Annotated in this window: 18 protein-coding genes; 11 read left to right on the forward strand and 7 right to left on the reverse strand. The window is 59.3% G+C overall.

The genetic code is table 11. The features are described from left to right. The first annotated feature begins 41 nt into the window (after positions 1 to 41). The gene (locus tag JNL86_04225) at positions 42 to 788 is read left to right on the forward strand and encodes a hypothetical protein (GenBank protein ID MBL8042105.1); all 747 of its coding nucleotides are present in this window, start codon (positions 42 to 44) and stop codon (positions 786 to 788) included. Between the two features lie 178 nt (positions 789 to 966). On the opposite strand, the gene JNL86_04230 is transcribed toward JNL86_04225, so the two are convergent. The 5 genes from JNL86_04230 to JNL86_04250 are packed head-to-tail and all read right to left on the reverse strand — an operon-like array spanning position 967 to position 5324. Then, a complete protein-coding gene (locus JNL86_04230; GenBank protein ID MBL8042106.1) occupies positions 967 to 2064 on the reverse strand; it encodes an ABC transporter ATP-binding protein in 1098 nt (365 codons plus the stop codon). Between the two features lie 4 nt (positions 2065 to 2068). After that, a complete protein-coding gene (locus JNL86_04235) occupies positions 2069 to 2878 on the reverse strand; it encodes a sulfate ABC transporter permease (GenBank protein MBL8042107.1) in 810 nt (269 codons plus the stop codon). A gap of 47 nt (positions 2879 to 2925) precedes the next feature. Then, positions 2926 to 3807 (reverse strand): sulfate ABC transporter permease subunit CysT, encoded by an 882-nt coding sequence (cysT, locus tag JNL86_04240; GenBank protein MBL8042108.1) that lies wholly within the window; start codon positions 3805 to 3807, stop codon positions 2926 to 2928. 15 nt (positions 3808 to 3822) lie between these two features. Continuing rightward, a complete protein-coding gene (locus JNL86_04245; GenBank protein ID MBL8042109.1) occupies positions 3823 to 4884 on the reverse strand; it encodes a sulfate ABC transporter substrate-binding protein in 1062 nt (353 codons plus the stop codon). Beyond that, on the reverse strand, positions 4884 to 5324 hold the full coding sequence (locus JNL86_04250; GenBank protein ID MBL8042110.1) for an Rrf2 family transcriptional regulator: 441 nt from the start codon (positions 5322 to 5324) through the stop codon (positions 4884 to 4886). The genes JNL86_04245 and JNL86_04250 overlap by 1 nt, the downstream gene beginning before the upstream one ends. A 244-nt stretch (positions 5325 to 5568) precedes the next feature. Here JNL86_04250 and JNL86_04255 point away from each other — a divergent pair, with 244 nt between their 5' ends. The 9 genes from JNL86_04255 to JNL86_04295 all read left to right on the forward strand — a co-directional run bounded on the left by JNL86_04255 (position 5569) and on the right by JNL86_04295 (position 17393). Then, positions 5569 to 6489 carry a glycine--tRNA ligase subunit alpha gene (locus tag JNL86_04255; protein MBL8042111.1) on the forward strand — a complete coding sequence of 307 codons (921 nt, stop codon included), beginning with the start codon at positions 5569 to 5571 and terminating at the stop codon, positions 6487 to 6489. 20 nt (positions 6490 to 6509) lie between these two features. Next, on the forward strand, positions 6510 to 8711 hold the full coding sequence (locus JNL86_04260; GenBank protein ID MBL8042112.1) for a glycine--tRNA ligase subunit beta: 2202 nt from the start codon (positions 6510 to 6512) through the stop codon (positions 8709 to 8711). A 14-nt stretch (positions 8712 to 8725) separates the two neighbouring features. Next, positions 8726 to 9244: a hypothetical protein gene (locus JNL86_04265; protein ID MBL8042113.1), complete on the forward strand. Its 519-nt coding sequence runs from the start codon at positions 8726 to 8728 to the stop codon at positions 9242 to 9244. 25 nt (positions 9245 to 9269) lie between these two features. Further along, complete coding sequence (locus JNL86_04270; protein ID MBL8042114.1) at positions 9270 to 12119, forward strand: pyruvate, phosphate dikinase; 2850 nt, start codon at positions 9270 to 9272, stop codon at positions 12117 to 12119. A 26-nt stretch (positions 12120 to 12145) separates the two neighbouring features. Next, positions 12146 to 13234, forward strand: a complete 1089-nt coding sequence (gene ribD / locus JNL86_04275; protein ID MBL8042115.1) for a bifunctional diaminohydroxyphosphoribosylaminopyrimidine deaminase/5-amino-6-(5-phosphoribosylamino)uracil reductase RibD — start codon at positions 12146 to 12148, stop codon at positions 13232 to 13234. A gap of 13 nt (positions 13235 to 13247) precedes the next feature. Beyond that, positions 13248 to 14573, forward strand: a complete 1326-nt coding sequence (locus JNL86_04280) for a hypothetical protein (protein ID MBL8042116.1) — start codon at positions 13248 to 13250, stop codon at positions 14571 to 14573. Further along, positions 14570 to 15379 carry a hypothetical protein gene (locus JNL86_04285; GenBank protein MBL8042117.1) on the forward strand — a complete coding sequence of 270 codons (810 nt, stop codon included), beginning with the start codon at positions 14570 to 14572 and terminating at the stop codon, positions 15377 to 15379. Before JNL86_04280 ends, JNL86_04285 begins: the two co-directional genes overlap by 4 nt. 7 nt (positions 15380 to 15386) lie before the next feature. After that, on the forward strand, positions 15387 to 16562 hold the full coding sequence (locus JNL86_04290; GenBank protein ID MBL8042118.1) for an MFS transporter: 1176 nt from the start codon (positions 15387 to 15389) through the stop codon (positions 16560 to 16562). A 174-nt stretch (positions 16563 to 16736) separates the two neighbouring features. Further along, positions 16737 to 17393, forward strand: a complete 657-nt coding sequence (locus JNL86_04295) for a riboflavin synthase (protein ID MBL8042119.1) — start codon at positions 16737 to 16739, stop codon at positions 17391 to 17393. Between the two features lie 39 nt (positions 17394 to 17432). Here the strand turns inward: JNL86_04295 and JNL86_04300 are convergent, their stop codons facing one another. Both JNL86_04300 and acs read right to left on the reverse strand, forming a co-directional pair. Then, positions 17433 to 17930, reverse strand: a complete 498-nt coding sequence (locus JNL86_04300; GenBank protein ID MBL8042120.1) for an IPT/TIG domain-containing protein — start codon at positions 17928 to 17930, stop codon at positions 17433 to 17435. Between the two features lie 54 nt (positions 17931 to 17984). Continuing rightward, on the reverse strand, positions 17985 to 19874 hold the full coding sequence (acs, locus tag JNL86_04305; GenBank protein MBL8042121.1) for an acetate--CoA ligase: 1890 nt from the start codon (positions 19872 to 19874) through the stop codon (positions 17985 to 17987). A gap of 228 nt (positions 19875 to 20102) precedes the next feature. Here acs and JNL86_04310 point away from each other — a divergent pair. After that, the coding region (locus JNL86_04310) for a tetratricopeptide repeat protein (protein ID MBL8042122.1) at positions 20103 to 21459 on the forward strand (1357 nt) is incomplete at its 3' end.

The raw sequence follows: 21459 nt of genomic DNA on the forward strand, positions 1-21459 counted from the left end.
AGAAGTGGTTCTGTAATTTCTGCAGGGAGGGGAGAGACCCAATGAAGTTCATGAAACAACTTATGAGATCCCCCTATATTCGAAGAAAAATTTATAAAGAATATGAGGAGTTAAACTACAGTCAATTAGGCGAGCAGCAAGTCATTCTTAATGTGCTGAGCAGAATGCCAGGCTATAAGAATATTTTGCCTCACACGTATTTGGATATCGGAGGATTTGACCCTATTCAAGGAAGCAACACCTATCGATTGTATCAGTTAGGCTGGCGGGGCTTGATAGTGGAGCCCAATCCGGAAAAGACCAAACATTGGGACAAAGTTCGACCGAACGATAAGGTGATCACAGCTGCAGTCGTGCCAGATTCCTGGAACGAACAGTATGTCCCAATGATGTGCGAAGGCCATCACGACGCAAGGGAAAGCATTTCAAGGGCGATCAATCCAAAAATCCGTGCATCGGCAACAGCTGATGTGGCCTACAATGCCAAAACAATAAAATTCTGTGACCTTCTCGATGAGGCCAAGAAGGCGCAACTCTATCCAACAGTTTTGAATTTAGATATTGAAGGCTTTGAAGAAGAAATCGTCTTGAATTCCAGGCTGGCTGAAAGTTCGATCCCTCTGTTGTGCATTGAACATTTCTTGAACGAATTTACGACGGACTACTCGGCTCTTGCATATGCGGAGTCAAGATTGGTTCGGCATTTACAGGACAACTACTTTCTCGTGAGCATTTGTGGGATCTCGTTGATTTTTGCACGAAAAGATCTGTACCGACCATTCTCATAGTAAAGGAAAAGAGAAGGAAGCCAGCCGTCTCCCCTGATTCAGGTGTGACTTGCCACGCGCAGTATGCCGATCGCGTGAGAAGGCGCCGATCCCAGTTGCCCGATGAGTGGAAGTTGTGAGTGCTGGAACGATGCGGCGATTTGACCTCGACGGCTTGCTCCAGCTGAAGCGATCCCTGCTACGGCGTCAGTGGCCCAGTGATAGGGCTGCCGGGTTTGGCCTCGATTGAGGGGCCCGCGCCTTCTTGCGGCAGGATGCGGAAATGCGTGACGGCAAATGAAACGGCTTGCCCGACGATGAAATTGCAGCGGCGAAACTCTTCTTTGTTCATGCGCGAGCGGAGAATCAGGCCGTCAGAGGTTTCGATCTCCAGTCGGTATGCGACCCCTAAAAAATAAATATGGCGTAGCTTAGCCTGTTGACGGTATCGACGGGGGTCTTCCGCAACCTTCACGTAATAGGGACGGAAGCCGACCTGCAACTTCTGGCCGTCGGAAAACCCCGGTGCGGGAAATTCGAGCGAACCGACCTGTACCTGTTCGCGGCGTACCAAACCTTCCACGATATTCATTGAGCCGATAAATCGGGCCACGAATTCCGTCGCGGGTTCTTCATACACATCTGCGGGCGAGCCGGCCTGCTCCAGCTTGCCTTTGGAGAAGACGATGATGCGCCCGGAGACTTCCATCGCTTCTTCCTGATCGTGGGTGACGAACAGGCTGGTGACGTTCAAATCCGTATGGAGGCGAATGAGCCACTCGCGCAGTTCCTGCCGCACCTTGGCATCGACGGCGCCGAACGGCTCATCCATCAACAAGACCGACGGACGCGGCGCCAAGGCGCGGGCGATGGCGACACGCTGCCGCTGCCCGCCAGACAGTTGATGCGGGTAGCGGCCGCCGAGTCCATCCAGGCTCATCAAGGCAAGCAGTTCTGCGACACGCTGTTCGATATCCGGCCGGTTCCACTTTTTGATCTTGAGACCGAAGGCGATGTTGTCGAAAACCGTGAGATGTTTGAAAAGGGCGTAATGTTGAAACACGAAGCCAATGTTGCGTTCCTGCACGGTGAGGTCGTTGACGCGCTTCCCATCGATGAAGATGTCGCCGGAGGTTGGGACCTCCAGGCCTGCAATCAACCGCAACACCGTGGTTTTTCCGCTTCCGCTGGGCCCAAGCAAGCCAAGCAGTTCGCCTTCGTTTACCACGAACGAAACATTGCCGACCGCTGTTCCGGAACCGAATTTTTTGGTGAGCCCGCGGACCTCTATTTTCACCGGCTTACTGCGCTCCTGCTTCCGCGACGGTCGTTTCCGCTCGGGCCTTGGCGATTTCCAGCACCGTGAGAATCGCGAAGGAGACGGCGAGCAGGGTCAATGCCACGGCATTAGCCGCCACGTAATTGAAATCGACATAACTTTGATAGATATGCAAGGTGGCGGTCTGCGTCAGCAACAGGATATTGCCGGAGACCACCAGCACGGCGCCGAATTCGCCGATCGCCCGTGCGACGGTGAGGGTGGCGCCATAGACCAGCCCCCACCGTAAAGCAGGGAGGGTCACCTTGAGAAAGACCTGCCACTCTCCCGCCCCCAACGTCCGTGCGGCCTCTTCTTCTTCGGTCCCCAATGTCTGCAGCAGCGGCGTGAGTTCCCGCACCATGAAGGGAAACGTGACGAAGAGCGTGGCGAGAATCATTGCGGGCAACGCGAAGAGGATCTTGATATGCGCCTGGCCGAAAAACGCGCCCAGCAGGGTATCCGGTCCAAACAGCAGGATCAGCATGAATCCGGCGATGACCGGTGAGACGGCAAAGGGTAGATCGATCACACCGCTGACCAGACTGCGGCCCCAGAACTGTTGGCGTGCCAACACCAGCGCCGTGAGTGTTCCGAAGATCAGGTTGAGCATGAGCACGATCAGCGTGATTTCCGCAGTGAGGGTAAATCCGTGCAGCGCTTCCGGCCGTGAGATTTCCGTCCAGAACGCCGCCAGCCCCTCGCTGAAACTCTGGCTGGCCATGTAAAGGATCGGGCCCACCAGAAGGACCAGAAAATAGAGCCAGACGATCCCGATCAACAGCCAACGCATGCCTGCACTCCCGTTCCACTCAACACGATCACAACCCGGTTCGCCTTTCAGTGCGCAGCAGTCGGTGCTGCGGAATCGTGGCTTGGTTCTTCATGCCGGCTCATCCAGCGAAACAGTTTCGGTAACCGTTCACCTGGACGCCGGGTCAGCCGCTCCAATAGCAGCAGCACCACAAATGAAATGAGCAGAATCAACACCGAGACGGATGTCGCCGCTTGGGGGTTGTAGCTCTCGATTTCTCCGTAGACGTACACGGACGCCACCTGCGTCTTCATCGGGATGTTGCCTGCGACGATCACGATGGAGCCGAATTCGCCGAGTGCGCGCACGAAGGTGAGGAACACGCCGGTCAGCAGTCCGGGCAGGACCGACGGGACGGTCACCTTCCAAAAGGTCGTCCAGGGACTCGCTCCGAGGGTGAATGCCGCTTCCTCCTGATCCCGTTCGAGACCCATCAATACCGGCTGCAGGGAGCGAATCGTAAACGGCATGGTGACAAACAGCATGGCCAGAATGATGCCGGGCTGGTTATACAGCACCGTCAGGCCGCCCTGCTGGAGCCAGGTGCCAAGGACACTCGTGGGGCCATAGATCGCGGCAATCATCAATCCGGCGACGAGGGTGGGGATGGCAAACGGCAGATCGACTAACGCGTTCAACAGCCAGCGGCCGGGAAATTCGTAGCGCACGAGCACGAGTGCCGAGAGAGTGCCGAAGATGGCGTTGATGACGGTGGCAATCGCGGCGGTTTCAATGGTCAACCAGAGTGCGGCCGACGCTTGTGGAGCGGCCAGATCCTGGAGAAAGCGATCCCATCCCGCAGCAAACGATTGTTGTGCGAGCGCCGCAAGCGGGAGAAAAATCAAGAGCAGCACATACCCCACCGCTGCGGACCGTAGCGCGACTCGGACTAAGAGATGCGAATTCAACGATCGTACCTTGCCCTATCTCTTTGACACATCTTCGACGATCTTCGTCCACACCCCTTGCGCGCCGAAGAGTTTGTTGCTCACTGAGTCCCATCCGCCGAGGTCCGCGATGGTGAACAGACGGGCGGGTTGAGGCAGCCCTGTTCCTGCCGCAGGAGCCGGCGCAGTTCGGTCCAACGGGCGGAATCCCAATTCGACGAAGGCGGCTTGCGCCTCCGGTCCATGCAGAAACTCCACGAATGCGTCGGCCAGATCCTTGGCTTTATGCCGATCGGCATAGGTATCGACGACCGCCGCCGGGTTTTCGATCCACACCGTTTCGGCCGGCACGATGATTTCATAGGGGCGTCCGCTCTTCACGCGCGGCAGCAATTCGTTTTCATAGGTCACGATGACATCGCCGACGCCACGTTCGAACGTCGTCACCGATTCGCGGCCGCTTTTGTCCATGACTTTCACGTTGCGTTGTATGCGGGTGAGCAGGTCGATCGCTTGCGTCGCGGCCGTTTCAGGAGCAACCGGTTTTCCCGCCCGTTGCTCGGCAAGTTTGAGCCCCGCGCCATAAATTGCGATCACATCCCACATGGCGCCGCCGGAGGTTTTGGGGTTGGGATACAAGACTTCGACACCGGGACGCGCCGCATCTTCCCAGCCCTTCACGCCCTTGGGATTGCCTTTCCGGACGCCCAGCGCGACGACCGAGGCGGAGATCATGCCCCCATGCGGAGCCTTTCTCCAGTCATGCGTAATCAAGCCGGCTTTGGTGATTTGATCGACGTCGCCTTCCAGCGAGAGCACGGCAACATCCGCATCGAACCCGCCGATGATGGCGCGCGCCTGGGCGCCGGAAGCTCCATAGGAACTGCGTACGCGGACATCCTGCCCGGTTTTTTGTTTCCAATGCTTTTGAAAAGCGGGGATGATGTGTCGCTCGTAGGCTTCCTTCGGCACGCTATAGGCCGCCAAAATCAGATCGCGCGTTTCCGCGGCTTGCGCTGGTGCGGCGGCTGTCAGCAAGGCTCCATACGTGATCACTGCGACAAACAGGCTCGTCACTGCGTGGCTGATGGTACGCATCAGGATCCTTCCACCAGATTGTTATGGGCGAATCGACTCAACGTATAGTGGTCGAGAATATTGGCAATGGCATCGCGCACTTCCCCCATGGCCTGTTGTAACGGGCAGAACGGTTTGGCGGCATAGGGGCAATCGGCGCATTTTTGATAGGCGGTTTTGCTGACACAACTGATCGGCGCGAGCGGGCCATCCAAAATACGGATGACTTGGCCCAGCGTGATCTCTTCCGGCGACTTGATCAGCGAGTACCCGCCACGAATCCCACGCCGGCTCGCCAGCAGTCCGGCGCGTTTGAGCGCGAGCAGAATTTGTTCGAGAAATTCCACGGGAATATTCTGGCGCTCGGCAATCTCATGGCGCTGGAGCACGCGGCCCCCGTAGGTCTCGCAGAGCTCGAGCAGTGCCCGGAGCCCATATTCACTCTTCTTGGAGAACTTCATGGCCTAGATAGTTGTCTAGTGAGTTGCTCAAGATTTGGCAGAATAAACCAGTGCGTCTCACAGTTCAAGCGATTCAGTGGCGAGATTGCCGGGAACAAATCCGCGCATGTTCATGAGGTGCTGGCGCTGCAACCCATTGAAAACGGAGGTGCAGTTTCTTGACACCCTGTCACGGTTCTTGCTAGCTTCAGGCCTGCTTTTCAACCGTCACCACGAGCAGCCAGCGGCTAGATCTGGACACCCGGTGAATTTCCAAGACCTCATTTTGACCCTGCATCGCTTCTGGGCTGACCGCGGGTGCGTGATTCACCAACCTTATGATTTGGAAGTAGGTGCGGGCACATTCCATCCCGCCACGTTCCTCCGTTCCCTCGGGCCGGAACCCTGGCGCGCCGCCTACCCGCAAGCCTGCCGCCGTCCGACCGATGGCCGCTATGGCGAAAATCCCAACCGCATGCAGCACTACTACCAGTATCAGGTCGTGCTGAAACCCGCTCCCGACAATATTCAGGGCCTCTATTTGGAGAGTCTCAAGCAACTGGGCATCGATCCGAAGAAACACGACATCCGGTTTGTGCAGGACGATTGGGAATCGCCGACGCTCGGCGCCTGGGGTTTGGGCTGGGAAGTGCGTCTCGATGGCATGGAGATCACTCAGTTTACGTATTTTCAAGAAATCGGGGGCATTCCGCTCAATCCGATTACCGGCGAAATCACCTATGGCACCGAGCGTATTGCGATGTATCTCCAGCAGGTCGATAACGTGTACGACCTCCAATGGACCGACGGCGTGACGTACGGCGATGTGCATCATCGGAGTGAGGTCGAATTTTCACGCTACAACTTCGAAGAGGGCGAGGTGCCCATGCTGATGGCCACCTTCCAGGCGTTCGAGGGGGAATGTCAGCGTCTGCTCGAAAAGAAGTTGACGTTGCCGGCCTACGATTACTGCATCAAGACCTCGCACATGTTTAACCTGCTGGATGCACGCGGGGCGATCAGCGTCACTGAGCGGACGTCCTACATCGCCAGGGTGCGGGCGTTGGCGCGGCGCTGCGCGGAATCGTACGTGGCCGACCGGGAGGCCATGGGCCATCCCTTGATCAAGCAACCGGCTCGGGCAGGTAAAGGAGCCACCAACCACTCACCGGTCACCACCAAGTAGCCTGCGGACCCTATCCCACGATGCCAACCAAGAAATCCAAGACCAAGACTGTTTCACGCGCGAAGAAGGCTGCGCCTGCCTCACGCGCCAAGACTCCCGCGACGACCGAATTGTTGCTTGAAATCGGCACCGAAGAGTTGCCCTATCAGTTTGTCGCTCCGGCCTTACGCGCGTTGCAGCAGGGGGCGGAGACCTTGCTGAAGGATTTGCGCCTGACGTATGGCGCTGTCCGGACGATGGGGACACCGCGGCGGCTCGTGTTGCTGGTGGAAGGGCTGGCGAGACAACAGGCCTCGGCCGTCAAGGAATCCATGGGGCCGTCAAAAGCCGTGGCCTTCGATCAGTCGGGTCAGCCGACGAGAGCGGCCATTGGGTTTGCCGCGGGTCAAGGCGTGCCGGTTGAGTCTCTGCAAGTCCGGCAGACGCCCAAAGGCGACTATCTGTTTGCGGTGAAGCAAGAGAAGGGCCAGGCCGTGGCTGCGGTCCTGACGCAGGCCTTGCCGCAGTTGTTGGCCAAGTTGTCGTTCCCTAAGGCCATGCATTGGAACCAGACCGGGGTGCGCTTTGCTCGGCCGGTGCGTTGGTTGATAGCGCTCTGCGGGGGCAAGGTCCTGCCGATTCAGTTCGCGACGATCAAAGCCGGCAATTTCAGCCAGGGGCATCGGGTGCTGGGTGCGAAGGTGTCCAGTTCGAAGGGATTTGCCGTCAAGTCCATCGCCCACTATTTGAAAGAGACCGAGCGCCACAGCGTGATTGTGGACCAGGACCGGCGCCGAGCGATGATTCTGGACCAACTGGCCTCGCTGGCCAAGTCCGCGCGCGGGCACCTGCACCAGGACGATGAGTTGCTGGAGCAGGCCGTGTATATGGTGGAATGCCCGCTGACGATTCTAGGGTCCTTTAAACCGCATTATCTCGCGCTCCCGAAAGAAATTCTGATGACCTCCATGAAAGAGCACCAGGGGTATTTCTCCCTGGTGGACTCGAACGGCGCGTTGTTGCCCAATTTCCTGGCGGTCACGAATATGAAGTTGTCGAATATGCAGTTGATCCGGGAAGGCAACGAACGGGTCCTGGCCGCCCGCTTGGCCGATGCGAAATTTTTCTTCGACGAGGATCGCAAGACGTCGCTGGCGGATCGCGTGGCCAAACAGCTCGCGGTCACATTCCACCAGAAACTCGGTAGTTTGCATCAGAAGACGCAGCGCGTCATAGCGATGGCGGCTCATGTGGCCGGGCAGCTTGGTGATGATCGAGTGATTCAGGACTGCCGGCGCGCGGCGGAACTCAGCAAGGCTGATCTGCTGACGGGTATTGTCGGCGAGTTTCCGACCCTGCAAGGAATCATGGGCGGGGAGTATGCGAAACACGACGGGGAGTCTTCGGTCGTCAGCACGGCGATTCGCGAACAGTACATGCCACGGGCGATGGAGGGGGAGTTGCCGGAGTCATTGGCAGGGAAGGTGCTTTCCCTGGCTGACCGGTTAGACAGCATTGCCGGATTTTTCATGGTCGGCCTGGTTCCCAGCGGGTCTGAAGATCCCTTCGCCCTCAGACGCCACGCCACGGCGATCGTGCGTATTCTCATCGAGAGCCGGTTGCGGCTCAATCTTGCGCAAGCGGTGCGGGCCGCGCAAGAAGGATTGACCGCTCAGAACGTGACGGCCGCGCCTCATACTGGCAAAGGCGGAGCGCCGGACGTCATCGGTTTTTTATATGAGCGGGTCCGCTTTTATGGAAAGAGCGCACACCAATTGCGGGACGACGTCATGGAGGCCGTGCTGAAATCCGTCGATCGCCGTAACGTCGATATGGTGGATCTCTTCGACAAGATGCAGGCGCTGCAGCAGATTTCCACGCGGGCTGAGTTTGATCCGTTGATCGCCGGGTTCAAGCGTGCACACCGGCTGACGGAAAAAGAGCAATGGGATCGGAAGCCGGTCGAGTCCGATGCGTTCCGCGAGACCGCCGAGTCCGCCCTGCATCAGACCGTTCGCAGCAGCCATGACGATTATCGCTCGGCCATGGGCACCGGGCAGTATGGGCAGGCGCTGGATGTGTTGGTCCGCATGAAAGGACCGATCGACGATTTTTTCAATGCGGTGATGGTCAATGCCGAAGATCCGCTGATCCGCGGGAATCGACTGTCGCTCTTGAAGGAGGTCGACGATTTGTTCATGTCGTTCGCTGATTTCTCCCAGATTGTGGTACAAGGGACATAGCGGATGGTGAACGTGTGGACGCGACTTCAGAGAGCCTTCCTGAGTCACCCGAGGCAAGCGCGGCGGCCCAAGTAAGGGCGACCAAAGTCCGACGGTTTGCGTCCGGCATCAGCGTCGTCATGATGGTGGTGTGCAACGCGGTGTTTCTCTTCGGCATCTGGGTGACCGGCCTGAATTTTGAGCGGCTGGTACGGACACCGGATATCTATGATTCCAGACAAGACATTTGCCTGCGACTGGCCTACCAGCATGTGCCGGGATCGGGAAACCCCGTGCAGTTCTGTTCGGAATGGCTCAACCTCGCCGATCCGACCGGGAAGACCCATACGTTTCAGAAAGACGCGCAACTTAAGCAAGGCGCAGACGGAACGTTTTATTTCGACTATGGACCGTTCGTGGATTACCGGCTGTTTGCGGTCGGCGCGTTCGTGGTGGGGATCATCGTGTGCGGCATTCGCGTGACCAGGCACGTCGTTAACCGCTACCGCATGCGATTGGAAGCCGCCGCCCGCCAATCAGTTCCGACTCATTGACCTCATAGCAGAAGGAGAGCGTCGCGTGGCCAAGAAATACGTCTATTACTTCGGAGATGGAAAAGCCGAGGGCAAAGGCAACATGAAGGAACTCCTCGGCGGCAAGGGTGCCGGACTGGCCGAGATGACGAACCTGAAAGTCTCCGTGCCCCCCGGATTTACGATCTCCACGGAGGCCTGCGTCGAATACTACAAGCGTGGCAAGGCCTATCCTCCCGGCATGATGGAGGAGGCGTTGCACGCGCTGAAGAAGATCGAACGGTCGATGAAGGCCGGGTTCGGCGATCCGGACAATCCCTTGCTGGTGTCGGTGCGTTCGGGGGCCCGCGCCTCCATGCCGGGCATGATGGACACCGTGTTGAACGTCGGGTTGACCACCACGACCGTGCACGGGCTGGCGATCAAGACCAAGAACGAACGGTTTGCGCAGGACAGCTATCGTCGCTTCATCAGCATGTTCGGCAGCATCGTCATGGGCATCAACCGCGAGCATTTCGAGGACATTCTCAAGCACAAGAAGCGGGATCTCGGGGTGACGCAGGACACGCATCTCGATGCCAAGGCACTCAAGGAACTCGTTGTCAGTTTCAAGGAACTGGTCAAAGAGGAAACCAAACGGGATTTTCCCGACGATCCGCTCGAGCAACTGCGCATGGCCATCAATGCGGTGTTCTCCTCCTGGTACGGCGCGCGGGCCGTCACGTACCGCCGTCTGTACAACATTCCAGAAACCTGGGGCACGGCGGTGAACGTGGTGGCGATGGTCTTCGGCAACATGGGCGAAACCAGCGGCACCGGCGTGGCCTTCACGCGCGATCCGGCCACCGGTCAGCGGCAGTTCTTCGGCGAATGTTTGACGAACGCGCAGGGCGAGGATGTCGTCGCCGGTATCCGGACTCCGTTGCCGGTGAATCAGCTCGAAAAGTTCATGCCGCAGGCCTACAAGGATTTGGAGACGACCTATAAGCGGTTGGAGCGTCACTATCGGGACATGCTCGACCTGGAGTTCACCATCCAGGAGGGCAAGCTCTACATGTTGCAGACCCGCGTCGGAAAACGGACCGGCGTAGCGGCGGTCCGGATCGCGGTCGATATGGTGAAGGAAGGGCTCATCACCAAGAAAGAGGCGCTCCAGCGCATCGGGCCGGATCAGTTGGCGCAGTACCTCTATCCCATTTTCGATGCGAAGGAAGAATCGCACTGCACGCCGCTCGGCAAGGGGTTGCCGGCTGGACCGGGAGCTGCGGCCGGGAAACTCGCGTTGACAGCGGACCGTGCGGTGGAAATGAAGGCTGCCGGTGATCGCGTCGTACTGGTGCGGCAGGAAACCAGCCCGGACGATATTCACGGCATGAATGCCGCCCTGGGCTTTCTGACTGCGCGCGGCGGCATGACGTCCCACGCGGCGGTGGTCGCCAGGCAGATGGGCAAGGTCTGTGTCGCCGGTTGTGAGGCCATTGAAGTGGTGGACAATCAGACCGTGCGGATCGGCACCCAAGTATTCCGCGAAGGGGAGTATCTGTCCGTCAACGGGTCGACCGGTAACGTATATGGCGGTGACATTCCCGTGGTGGAGTCCGAGGTCATCCAGGTGCTGCAGGGCAAAATGGAGGCTGCGGCGTCGGAGAAGTATCAGCTCTTCGAATCGGTGCTGAAGTGGGCCGACGGCGTGCGCAAGTTGAAGGTCCGGGCGAATGCGGACGTGCCTGATCAAGCCCGCATTGCGCGGAGTTTCGGCGCTGAAGGCATCGGTCTCTGTCGGACCGAGCACATGTTCTTTGCCGAGGACCGTATTCAGATCATGCAGAAGATGATCCTCGCCAGGAAGCGGGAAGAACGGGAGATGTACCTGGATCAACTGCTGCCGTTGCAAAAGCAGGACTTCATCGGACTCTATCGCGAGATGAAGGGATTTCCGGTGACGATTCGGTTGCTCGATCCGCCGTTGCATGAATTTCTGCCGAAGCGTGAAGACCTCATGGTCGAAATCGCGCAACTCGAACTGACCAGCGGATCACCGACCGTGCTGGAGGAGAAGAAGCGATTGCTGGCCCGTGTGGAGGAACTGCATGAGTTCAATCCCATGCTGGGTCTGCGCGGCTGCCGCCTCGGGATTACGATGCCGGAGATCACGAAGATGCAGGCGCGCGCGATCATCGAAGCGGCCTGCGAGCTGGCCAAGGAAGGCACGAAGATCGTTCCGGAGATCATGATTCCTCTGGTCGGCATGGTGTCGGAAATGAAGGCACAAAAGGATCTTGTGCGCGAAGTGGCCACAGAAACCATGAAGCGCTACGGCGTGAAGCTCTCCTATCTCGTCGGTACCATGATCGAGTTGCCGCGTGCGGCCGTGACGGCCGATCGGATTGCGGAAGAGGCGGAATTCTTCTCCTTCGGGACGAACGACCTGACGCAAACCACATTCGGCTTCTCCCGCGACGACGCGGCGAAGTTTATCGACTTCTACAAGACCGCCAACATTCTCGAAAGCGACCCGTTTGCCGTGCTGGACCGGGAAGGCGTCGGTTCCCTCATGCGCACCGCGATCACCGGCGGGCGGAAGACCAGACCCACGATCAAGTTGGGCATTTGCGGCGAGCATGGGGGCGACCCCAGTTCCGTCGAGTTCTGCCATCAGCTGGGATTGGACTACGTGAGCTGTTCGCCCTATCGGGTCGGCATTGCGCGATTAGCGGCGGCACAGGCGGCGCTGACGCAGGAAGAGGCGGAAAAATCCAAGCCGAAGGCTGCCCCATCCGCCGCCAAGCGGGTGGTGAAGGCAAAACCTGCGAAGAAAGCCGCGAGGCCTGCGTCGGCCAAGAAGCGGCCTGTCGCCAAGCGTGCGGTACGGAGCCCCAAGCGTACGAAACGGTGAGATCTTCTCCTCGAGACCGTGAGTATATGGCCCTGGCGCTTCGCCTCGCCGCGAAGGGCCGGGGTCACACCAGCCCCAATCCCATGGTCGGCGCCGTGGTCGTCCACCGCGGGATCATCGTCGGGCAAGGCTCCCACCGCAAAGTGGGTGGCCCCCATGCTGAAGTGATCGCCTTGAGTCAGGCCGGTTCCCGTGCCAAAGGCGGCACCCTCTACGTCACCCTCGAACCCTGCAGTCATCTGAAAAAGCGCACCCCCCCCTGTGTTCCGCTGGTGATTGCGTCCGGCGTTCGCCGCGTCGTCGTCGCCATGGTCGATCCGAATCCGCAGGTGCGAGGGAGAGGAATTGCGCAGCTGAAGCGGGCAGGGATACAGGTCGAAGTCGGTTGTTGCGAGGCCGAAGCCAGGCAACTCAACGAGGCCTACATCTACTGGGTGCAGAACGGCCGACCCTTTACCATCTTGAAGGCCGGTATGACGTTGGATGGGCAGATCGCCACGGCCCGAGGCGAATCCCAATGGATTACCGATGAAGCGGCGCGGGGGCAGGCTCAGCAGATGCGGGCCGATGTGGACGCCGTCCTTGTCGGTATCGGCACGGTGTTGCGAGACAATCCCCGATTGACCGCGAGGCCGGGCGGCGAGTTGTCTCTGCGGCAGCCGCTGCGAATCATTGTGGACAGCCGACTGCGGATCCCCCTCAAGGCCGCGGTGCTCGCACAGCAGCAAGAGGCGCACACGGTGCTCGCCACCACCAGTGCGGCTCCGCCGCGTAAGCTTGCCACCTTGAAAAGGCGTGGTGTCGATGTGCTGATCCTTCCGAAGGCCGGAGGCCATGTCGATCTCCAGGCGTTGTGGACGCGGCTTGGCCAACTTGGGATTACAAGCCTGCTGGTCGAGGGAGGAAGCGAGATAAACGCCGCCGTGCTGCGGGCCGGCCTCGCCCAACGGCTCATGTGTTTCATTGCGCCACTCTTGTTGGGTGGACAGGATGCCAAGGGACTGGTGGGGGGATTGTCGCCGCGCCGATTGCGCGAGTCCCTCTCCCTCAACAATCTGCGCATCGAGCCGGTCGGGCGTGATATGCTGATCCAAGCTGATTTGGCGACCCACTAGGAGCCCGTTCCACGTGTTTCTCCGTTCCGTCTGCAATGCCCAACCGTTAAGACTCATCGCATTCCTGCTCCTCCTCGGGTGCCTTGTTGCGCCAGGCTTGTCTGTCATGCCCCTGTATGCGGCCGAAGAGCCTCTTGCAACAGACCTGGCCGCCCAGGTGTGGCAGTACCTCACGACTGAAGACGGCGAGCAGGCTCGCGCGGTGCTGACTACGATTCTGCAGCGTTCCGATGCCACGGTGCCTGCCGTGCAAGGGATTCTGCGCAAGGGGCAGCCACATGGTCTCCAGCCGGTCGGCATGTTGCCGGATGAGCAGATCGTCGTGCGTGACCGTCCCTATCGGTATAGCCTGTCTGTCCCACAAAGCTATGAGCCGACGAAGGACTATGCGTTGGTCGTGTGTCTGCACGGGGCCGGCTTCACCGGCGAGGCCTACTTGGATCGATGGAAGTCACGTTTAGGCGAGAACTACATCCTAGTGTGTCCGACCTATCCAGCCGGCGCCTGGTTTACGAGACGGGCAGAAGATTTGGTCTTGGCGGTGGTCCAGACCGTGCGGCAGCGGTATCGGATCGATCCGAACCGCATTTTCCTGAGCGGTATGTCCAACGGTGGTATCGGGGCCTGGTTGATCGGTATGCACCATGCTCCGTTGTTTGCCGGTCTCGCTCCGATGGCCAGCGGGATCGACGATGTGCTGTTTCCCTTTCTGGAGAATCTCCGGACAACGCCGGTCTATATCATCCATGGATCTCAAGATCAGGTCATGCCGGTGGAATTGAGCCGGAAACTGGCCGCTGAATTGAAGCATCTCGGGTATCCGTTCATCTACCGCGAACACGACCGTACCCATGCCATGGCCGGAGGACATTTTTTCCCGCGGGAAGAACTCCCTGATCTGGTGACGTGGTTCGACAACCAGCGCCGGACGCCGGTGCCGAAGACCGTGACCGTCGTGCGCGATGCGAGCCATCTTTTGTCATTCGGGTGGGTGAGGATTGACGCGACGGATCAGATCGCCTCCTTTTCTGAAGACCTCATCGACAAGCGGGACGACAGCATTCGACAGCGGACGTATGCCCGCTTGACCGCGCAGGTTACCGGCCCCAACCGGATCGAGGTGCGTACCGACCGGGTACGGCAGTATACGCTGTATCTGAACGAGGACCTCATCGATCTGTCACAGCCGGTCATCATCACGACGGACGGGAAGCCTTCGTTTGAGGGCCTGCTCACACCGCAGGTGGAAACGTTGCTGCGACAGGCGCGTCTCAGGCACGATCCTGCGCAACTCTTTCCTGTCCATGTGACGCTGTCCGTGCCGCAGCGGCCTTCATGAGTAGGGCCGCAACGGCTGTTCGACGCGCCGGTGCAGCCGCCGTCGTCCTCGTGGCCGGAGCGGTCGCATTCCTCTCCGTCGGGCACGCCGAGCCGGACCGTTGCCCGCTCCCGTCCCTCCATGCCGGGGTCCTCTTTCCCCTCGACCGGATCGACGCGTCTTGGGCCTGCCGGGTCGAGCCGATCGTGACGCACTACACGACCGCCAACAAGGTCGGTCCCATCAGAACTCCTCTGCCGGAATCTGTGTATCTGTACCTATTGGAGCATCCTGTCATGGCAGCCGCTTTGGTCAATCGCCTCGACCTGGGACTCTATAAAGCTGAGTTGCGCGGACCTGATGAGTTTTGGGCGACGGATGGCGAAGGCACGGAAGGAATGGTGCATCCGCTCTATCAGGATCAGCACACGCGTATGTATTATGTCGAAGGCACGCATGACGGACGGTTTTTGCCGCGAGTGACCGGCAAGGCCTTGGTGTTGTTTCGATTGCAGCCGGTACAGGACGGGCAGGGGGGCGAGTCGGTCGACAATACAATGGTGGCCTACCTGCGGCTCGACAATCGACTCTATTCCGGGCTGTTGTCGCTGCTTCGTCCGCTCATTGGCAATGTGGTGAATCGACAGGTCGTGAAGGCGTTTGATGCCGCGCGTCGTTTGGCCGGGGTCATGCGCGACCATCCGGATCACGTGCTGTTCGAGGCGACAGACCCGCCGGGTCTCCCGGACGAGCAGGTCGCGTTTCTGAAGGACGCCCTTGCGTCCCTGCATCAGCCTGCACCGCGATCGGGCCCCGCCCTTCCATGAGATGGTGATGACGACTTCCCGCAGCTTTTTCTACCTCTGCACGCTCGGCGTGTTTTGTTTCATCAGCTATAACCTGGTTCGCATGCCGGTGCTGTCCCTCTTCGCGGAATCGCTTGGCGCCGGCCCGGAGCGGATCGGGTTGATCGTCTCCGTGTCGACGATGACCGGGGTGCTGCTGAAACTGCCGTCGGGCGCCCTGTCCGACATCTATGGGCGGAAGATGCTGCTGCGCATCGGGGTGGTGGCGTTCGGGTTGCCGCCGTTCATCTATCCATTCATTTCGGATCTCAATGCGTTGACGGCCTTACGATTCGTCCATGGCCTGGCGACGGCCATCTTCGCGCCGAGTGCCCTGGCGACGGTGGCGGACCTCTACAAAGAGCGGCGCGGGGCCGCGATGGGCACCTATACGGCCTGCACCCAGTCCGGCTCGCTTCTTGGCCCGTTTCTGGGTGGATGGTTGGCCCATGCAGCCGGGTTTTCCACGGCCTTTGTTACCGCCGGGATCTTCGGGTGCATTGCCATTCTGATCTTCTTCAGCCTGCATCTGGACGAGCCGCCTCCGCGCGTGCGCGAAAAGGGCCTGGCTCCGGTGATCACCGAGATGGGCAAAGGTTTTCTTGCGGTGGCCCGGAACCGGAAGGTGTTGATCACCAGTTCCACCGATGCGGCCAAGATGATTGCCAATGGTGCGCTGATGGCGTTCCTTCCGCTCTATGGCCTCTCGGTCGGATTGAACGCCGGTGAAGTGGGGTTGATGTTCAGCGTGCAGGCGGTGACGTCGTTTTTGTCCAAGCCGGTGATGGGGCGGATCTCAGATCGGGTCGGACGACAACCGCTGATCGTGCTCGGTCTGGTCATTTGCGCGGCGACGTTCATCAGCATTCCCCACGTCGGATCATTCGCCCTGTTGCTGGTATTGTCCTCCGGGTTCGGGTTCGGAGAGGCGGTGGTGTCGTCATCCTCTGCCGCGCTGGTGGCCGACAGTTCGGAGTTCAAACGGCTGGGTGCGGGGATGGGAATGCAAGGGACGGTGATGGACATCGGACATGCGAGCGGTCCGCTGCTCGCCGGGTTGCTCATTGCCCATGTCAGCTACCAGGGGGCGTTTGCCGTCATTGCCGGGCTCCAGATCCTTGCGGCTGTGGCGTTCTGGGCGACGATGAGATCTCTTCCACGGTAGTGCTATACTGCAACCGCATTTTTTCAGCCTGACGATGGCTCTTTGATGGGAAAGCAGGGAAAGATGGACACCGAGTTTATCGAAACGTTGCAGCGTGGAATCGCGGTGGTGGGCGGTCTCGGATTAGTGGGATTCTGTCTGTATCTCTTGAAGACTCACAGGGGAGCCTAGACCATGTTCAGTGGTATTGTGGAAGAGATGGGTGCGGTGTCGGTGCTGAACAAAAGCTTGGCCGGCACACGTCTGACCATCATGGCCTCGACCGTGATGGGCGACCTCACCATCGGCGCCAGTGTCAGTGTGAACGGCGTATGCCTCACGGCCGTTGCGCGGACCGATCACGACTTTTCCGTCGACGTGTCACCGGAAACACTTCACGTCACGACGCTGGGTCGTCTCGCCTCCGGGGCACCGGTGAATCTCGAGCGGGCCATGAAACTGAACGAACGCATCGGCGGCCACATGGTCTCCGGGCATGTCGACGGGGTCGGGGCGATTCGGAGCCGGCATCAGGACGGCAATGCACTGATTCTGGAGATCGAGGCACCGAAGGAAATTTTACGACTCTGCGTTCCCAAGGGATCGATCACGGTGGATGGCATCAGCCTGACGATCAACGAGGTGACTGACCGCTCGTTTCTGGTGGCCATTATTCCCCACACCGCAACAGTCACCACCCTTGGACTGAAACAGGTGGGCGATCACCTCAATTTGGAATCGGACCTGATCGGCAAATACGTCGAACGGCTCCTGCAGGAGCGCGGCGTGCTTCCTCCCAAACCATCCCCTGTCATCGATAAGGATTACCTGCAACGCCGGGGATTGCTGTAGCCGCTCCCATCCCTCAGCGCGTCACGATCGCGCGCCGATCTATTTCACCAGAAACGCTTTTGAATCCTCCCCCGACGCGGTGGTGATGGTCAGCATCGCCATTCCTTTCCGTCTGTGTTTGGGGACAGTTGCGGTGATTTGAGTATCGTTGACGAAGGTGAATGCCGCGGGATAGCCAGGACCGAAGGACACAGAGCGAAGGCAGGCGGCAGGGCCAAAACCTTTTCCGTAGAGGGTCACTGTGCCACCGGGCTTGCCCTCGTCCGGCTTTACCGACTGGATTTTTGGCGCTTCGCCGAAACAGGCCGGAGCGTGTGCCGCTGTCTCCGCCGATGCATATCGGGGTGTTGATCCCTTGGACGGGGCAGAGGCTGCCTTCTGATTTTTCCCTCTGGCTGCCGGCTTGGTATGAAGCGCGAAGGTGGTTGACCCCTTCCCGCCTTCCTCGGCCACACTCAGGGATGTTCCACTCCCCAGCAGCAAGATCCCCGCAATCGTCCAACAGAGAATGGATCGACGAGAACAGTGTCTGTGCATGACCGGCCTCCATGCAGACAGTGAAAGAGTGTGTGTGGCTGAAGCTGAATCGGTTCAGTCTTCGATGGTGGAAATGTCTCCCACGTCCTGTCCTAGTTCTTTAGCTTTCAGCACTCGCCGCATAATCTTTCCGGACCGTGTTTTCGGGAGTGAGGGAACGATATCGATTTCCTGCGGCACCGCAATTTTCCCCAGTTCCTTCAGCACATGATCTTTGAGCGACTGCACCAGTTCCTTTGAATCCTGATAGCCCTGTTTCAAGATGACGAAGGCCTTGATCGCTTCACCCGCGGTGCGATGTGGTTTCCCGATGACCGCGGCTTCGGCTACGGCATCATGACTGACCAGGGCGCTTTCAACTTCCGCCGTGCCGATGCGGTTGCCCGCCACTTTAATGACGTCGTCGGCACGTCCCATGAACCACAGGTAGCCGTCCTGGTCCTTGCGGCAGACGTCGCCCGCCGTATAACAGTTGGGGATGGTATTCCAGTAGACCTTATAGCGGTCGGGATCTTTGTAGATCGTGCGCATCATCGCCGGCCATGGTTTCTTGATGACGGCGAATCCGCCGGCATTACTCGGCAGACTGTGGCCTTCCTTGTCCACCACGTCGGCTTCGATTCCCAGGAACGGCCTCGTGGCTGAACCCGGCTTGAGCGGGACGGAGGGCAGGGGAGTGACCAGGATCGCGCCGGTTTCTGTTTGCCACCAGGTGTCCATGATGGGTTTATCGCTGCCGGTCACGCGATAGAACCATTCCCAGGCTTCGGGGTTGATCGGCTCGCCGACGCTGCCGAGCACACGCAACGTGGAGAGGTCGTATTTCTTCGGCCAGTCTTCTCCGTATTTCATCAGCAATCGGACAGCCGTCGGCGTGGTGTAGAAAATGGAGACGCCGTACCGGGCGATGAGGTCCCACCAGCGGCCCGGATTGGGATAGTCGGGCTTGCCTTCGGCCATGAGGATCGTGGCGCCGTTCAACAGGGGGCCGTAGACGATGTAACTGTGTCCTGTCACCCAGCCGGGATCGGCAACGCAAAAGTAGACGTCATCTTCCTTGAGATCGAACACATATTTGGTCGTGATATAGGTGCCGACCATGTAGCCGCCATGGACGTGCACGACACCTTTGGGTTTTCCGGTCGTTCCCGAGGTGTACAAAATATAGAGAGGGGTTTCGGCGTCGAGCGGTTCCGCCGCACAGACCGCGCTCTGTTCTTTGAGCCAGTCGGCCCAATCGATTTCCTTCGGCGCGGTGAGGGCGACGCCAAGCGCGTCCCGTCGTACGACCACCACCTTCTCCACGGTAGGGCAGGATGCCACGGCTGCGTCCACCACGGGTTTGAGCGGGATCGTTTTCCCGCGGTCGTAGCCGACGTCCGCAGTGATGACCAGCCGTGCTTCCGCATCCTGGATGCGGCTGGCCAGGGCCGGCGCGCTGAACCCGGAATAGACCACACTGTGAATGACTCCGATGCGCGCGCAGGCCAACATGGCGACGACCTGTTCCGGGATTTTGGGCAAATAGATGGTGACACGATCGCCTGGCTTCAAGCCCAGTGCCTTGAGTGCATTGGCGCAGCGGTTGACCTGTCGCAAAAGTTCGCCATACGTAAAGATGCGTTCTTCACCGTTCTCGCCCACCCAGATGATGGCGACTTTGTTCCGCCGCCAGCCATTGGCGTGGCGATCGAGACAGTTGTAGGCGATGTTGCAGGTCGCACCGACGAACCATTTGGCCCAGGGGTAGTTCCACTCCAACACTCGAGTCCAGGGGGTGAACCACTCCAATTCCTTGGCCACGCCGCCCCAGAAAGCTTCGGGGTCGGCGATGGAGGCCTTATAGGCCTGGTCGTAATCCGGGATATGTGCCGCCGCTTTGGTGCGGGCGGAGGGCTGAATGACCCGTCCTTCTTTGAGTAGCGTATCGATTTTGTCGCTCATGAATCCCATCACCTCCACTAATCGCGGGGCGGTCTCTCCCGCGGCATCATCCTGTACGGCATTATGCGGATGGGAGGAGGGAACTGCAACCCTGGCCATCCCTGCGCACGCCGGTCACCATGCGGGAGTTTCCGCGCCGGTGCGGCGTGGTGCACGGTGCCTTTCTTGACAGTCAGGACGGCGCGAGGGTAGGCTGGGCGCGTTGTCTCTGATGGAATCATCCGCTTGATGCGCTCGCCGACATCACCCCGTTTTTTCCGGATCGTTGCCGCGTTGGCGGTCTGGTGTACCGCCGAATTCCTCGCCGATGGTTCTTCTGCCCAGGCGCAGGTCGGAAAGCCTGAAGGCCTCTACTATAAGTCCTGGGCTGTGGTGGTCGGGGTGGAGAACTATCTCGTTGCGCCCAAGGTGCCTGGGGCATTGGAAAGTGCCCATGCGGTTGCCGCAGCGCTGCGTGAACTCGGCTTCGACGAAGTCATTGAATTGCAGGACAAGGAGGCGAGTTCACGGCGGCTCCTGCAGATTCTGAACGACTATCTGCCGCGCAAAGTGGGACGGCAGGATCGGGTGGTCATGTTCTTTTCGGGCCATGCCGGCGTGACGCAGGATGTTCAATCGAAGGACCTGGGATTTGTCGTGCCCTGGGATGCGCAGCTCAATAATCCAGGGAAAGCGATCACGCTCGATCAGCTCAAAGAGTTCAGTCGACGATCCGCTTCCAAACATCTACTCTTTCTGTTCGACGCCAATCTGCGCGGGTGGGATGTCACCGCTCCGCAACCCCTCTCGCTGGAGGGCCGCTTCTCGCCGGAAGACGACACCGAAAAACGATCGGTCCAAGTGATTACCGCGGCAGAGAAAGACGAAACGGTGGCACACGGCTCCGGACTGAGTCCGTTCGTCACGGCGCTGGTCGCCGGGTTGAAGGGGGCCGCCGACCTGAACAAGAACGGGTGGGTCATGGCCAGTGAACTGGCGGCTCAGGTGCGACAGGACGTGGAGCGCGACACGAAAGACGCGCAACATCCGCAGTTCGTCCAACTTGAGGGGGATGGAGATGTCATCCTTGTCCAGGGGCGGAAAGAATCGTTTTCGGTCGGCAAGGAACCCAGCACCGAAGCCGACCGGATGAAAGAGGCTCGCGTCCAATATGAGCAGGCGTTTGCCATCCTTCAGCAGCAGAAATCGGCGGAAGAAGCCCTGGAACGGTTGAATCGCGCGATTGCCTACGATCCGTCCTTCGGTGATGCCTACGTGCTGAAGAGTTATATCCGCCTGGAAGTGCTGCTCAACCTGGATGAATCGTTGGCGGCGGCGCGTGCCGCAGTCCAGCACGCGCCGCAGAATCCCGACTCGCACTACTCCTTGGGACTCGTGCTCGAAAAGAAGGGCCAGCCGAAGGAAGCCGAGCAGGCCATGCAGCAGGCGTTAGCTGTCAATCCTGCCTACACGGATGTCTATTTTTCGCTTGGAACCCTCTATGCCGACCAGTTGCACGAACCGCAGAAATCAGTCGATGCCTTCCGTCGCTATCTAGAGTTGGGTGGGCAAAGCGAACGCGCGGTTCGTGCGGTTCAAGAGAGTG

Source organism: Nitrospira sp. (assembly GCA_016788885.1).
GTDB lineage: Bacteria > Nitrospirota > Nitrospiria > Nitrospirales > Nitrospiraceae > Nitrospira_A.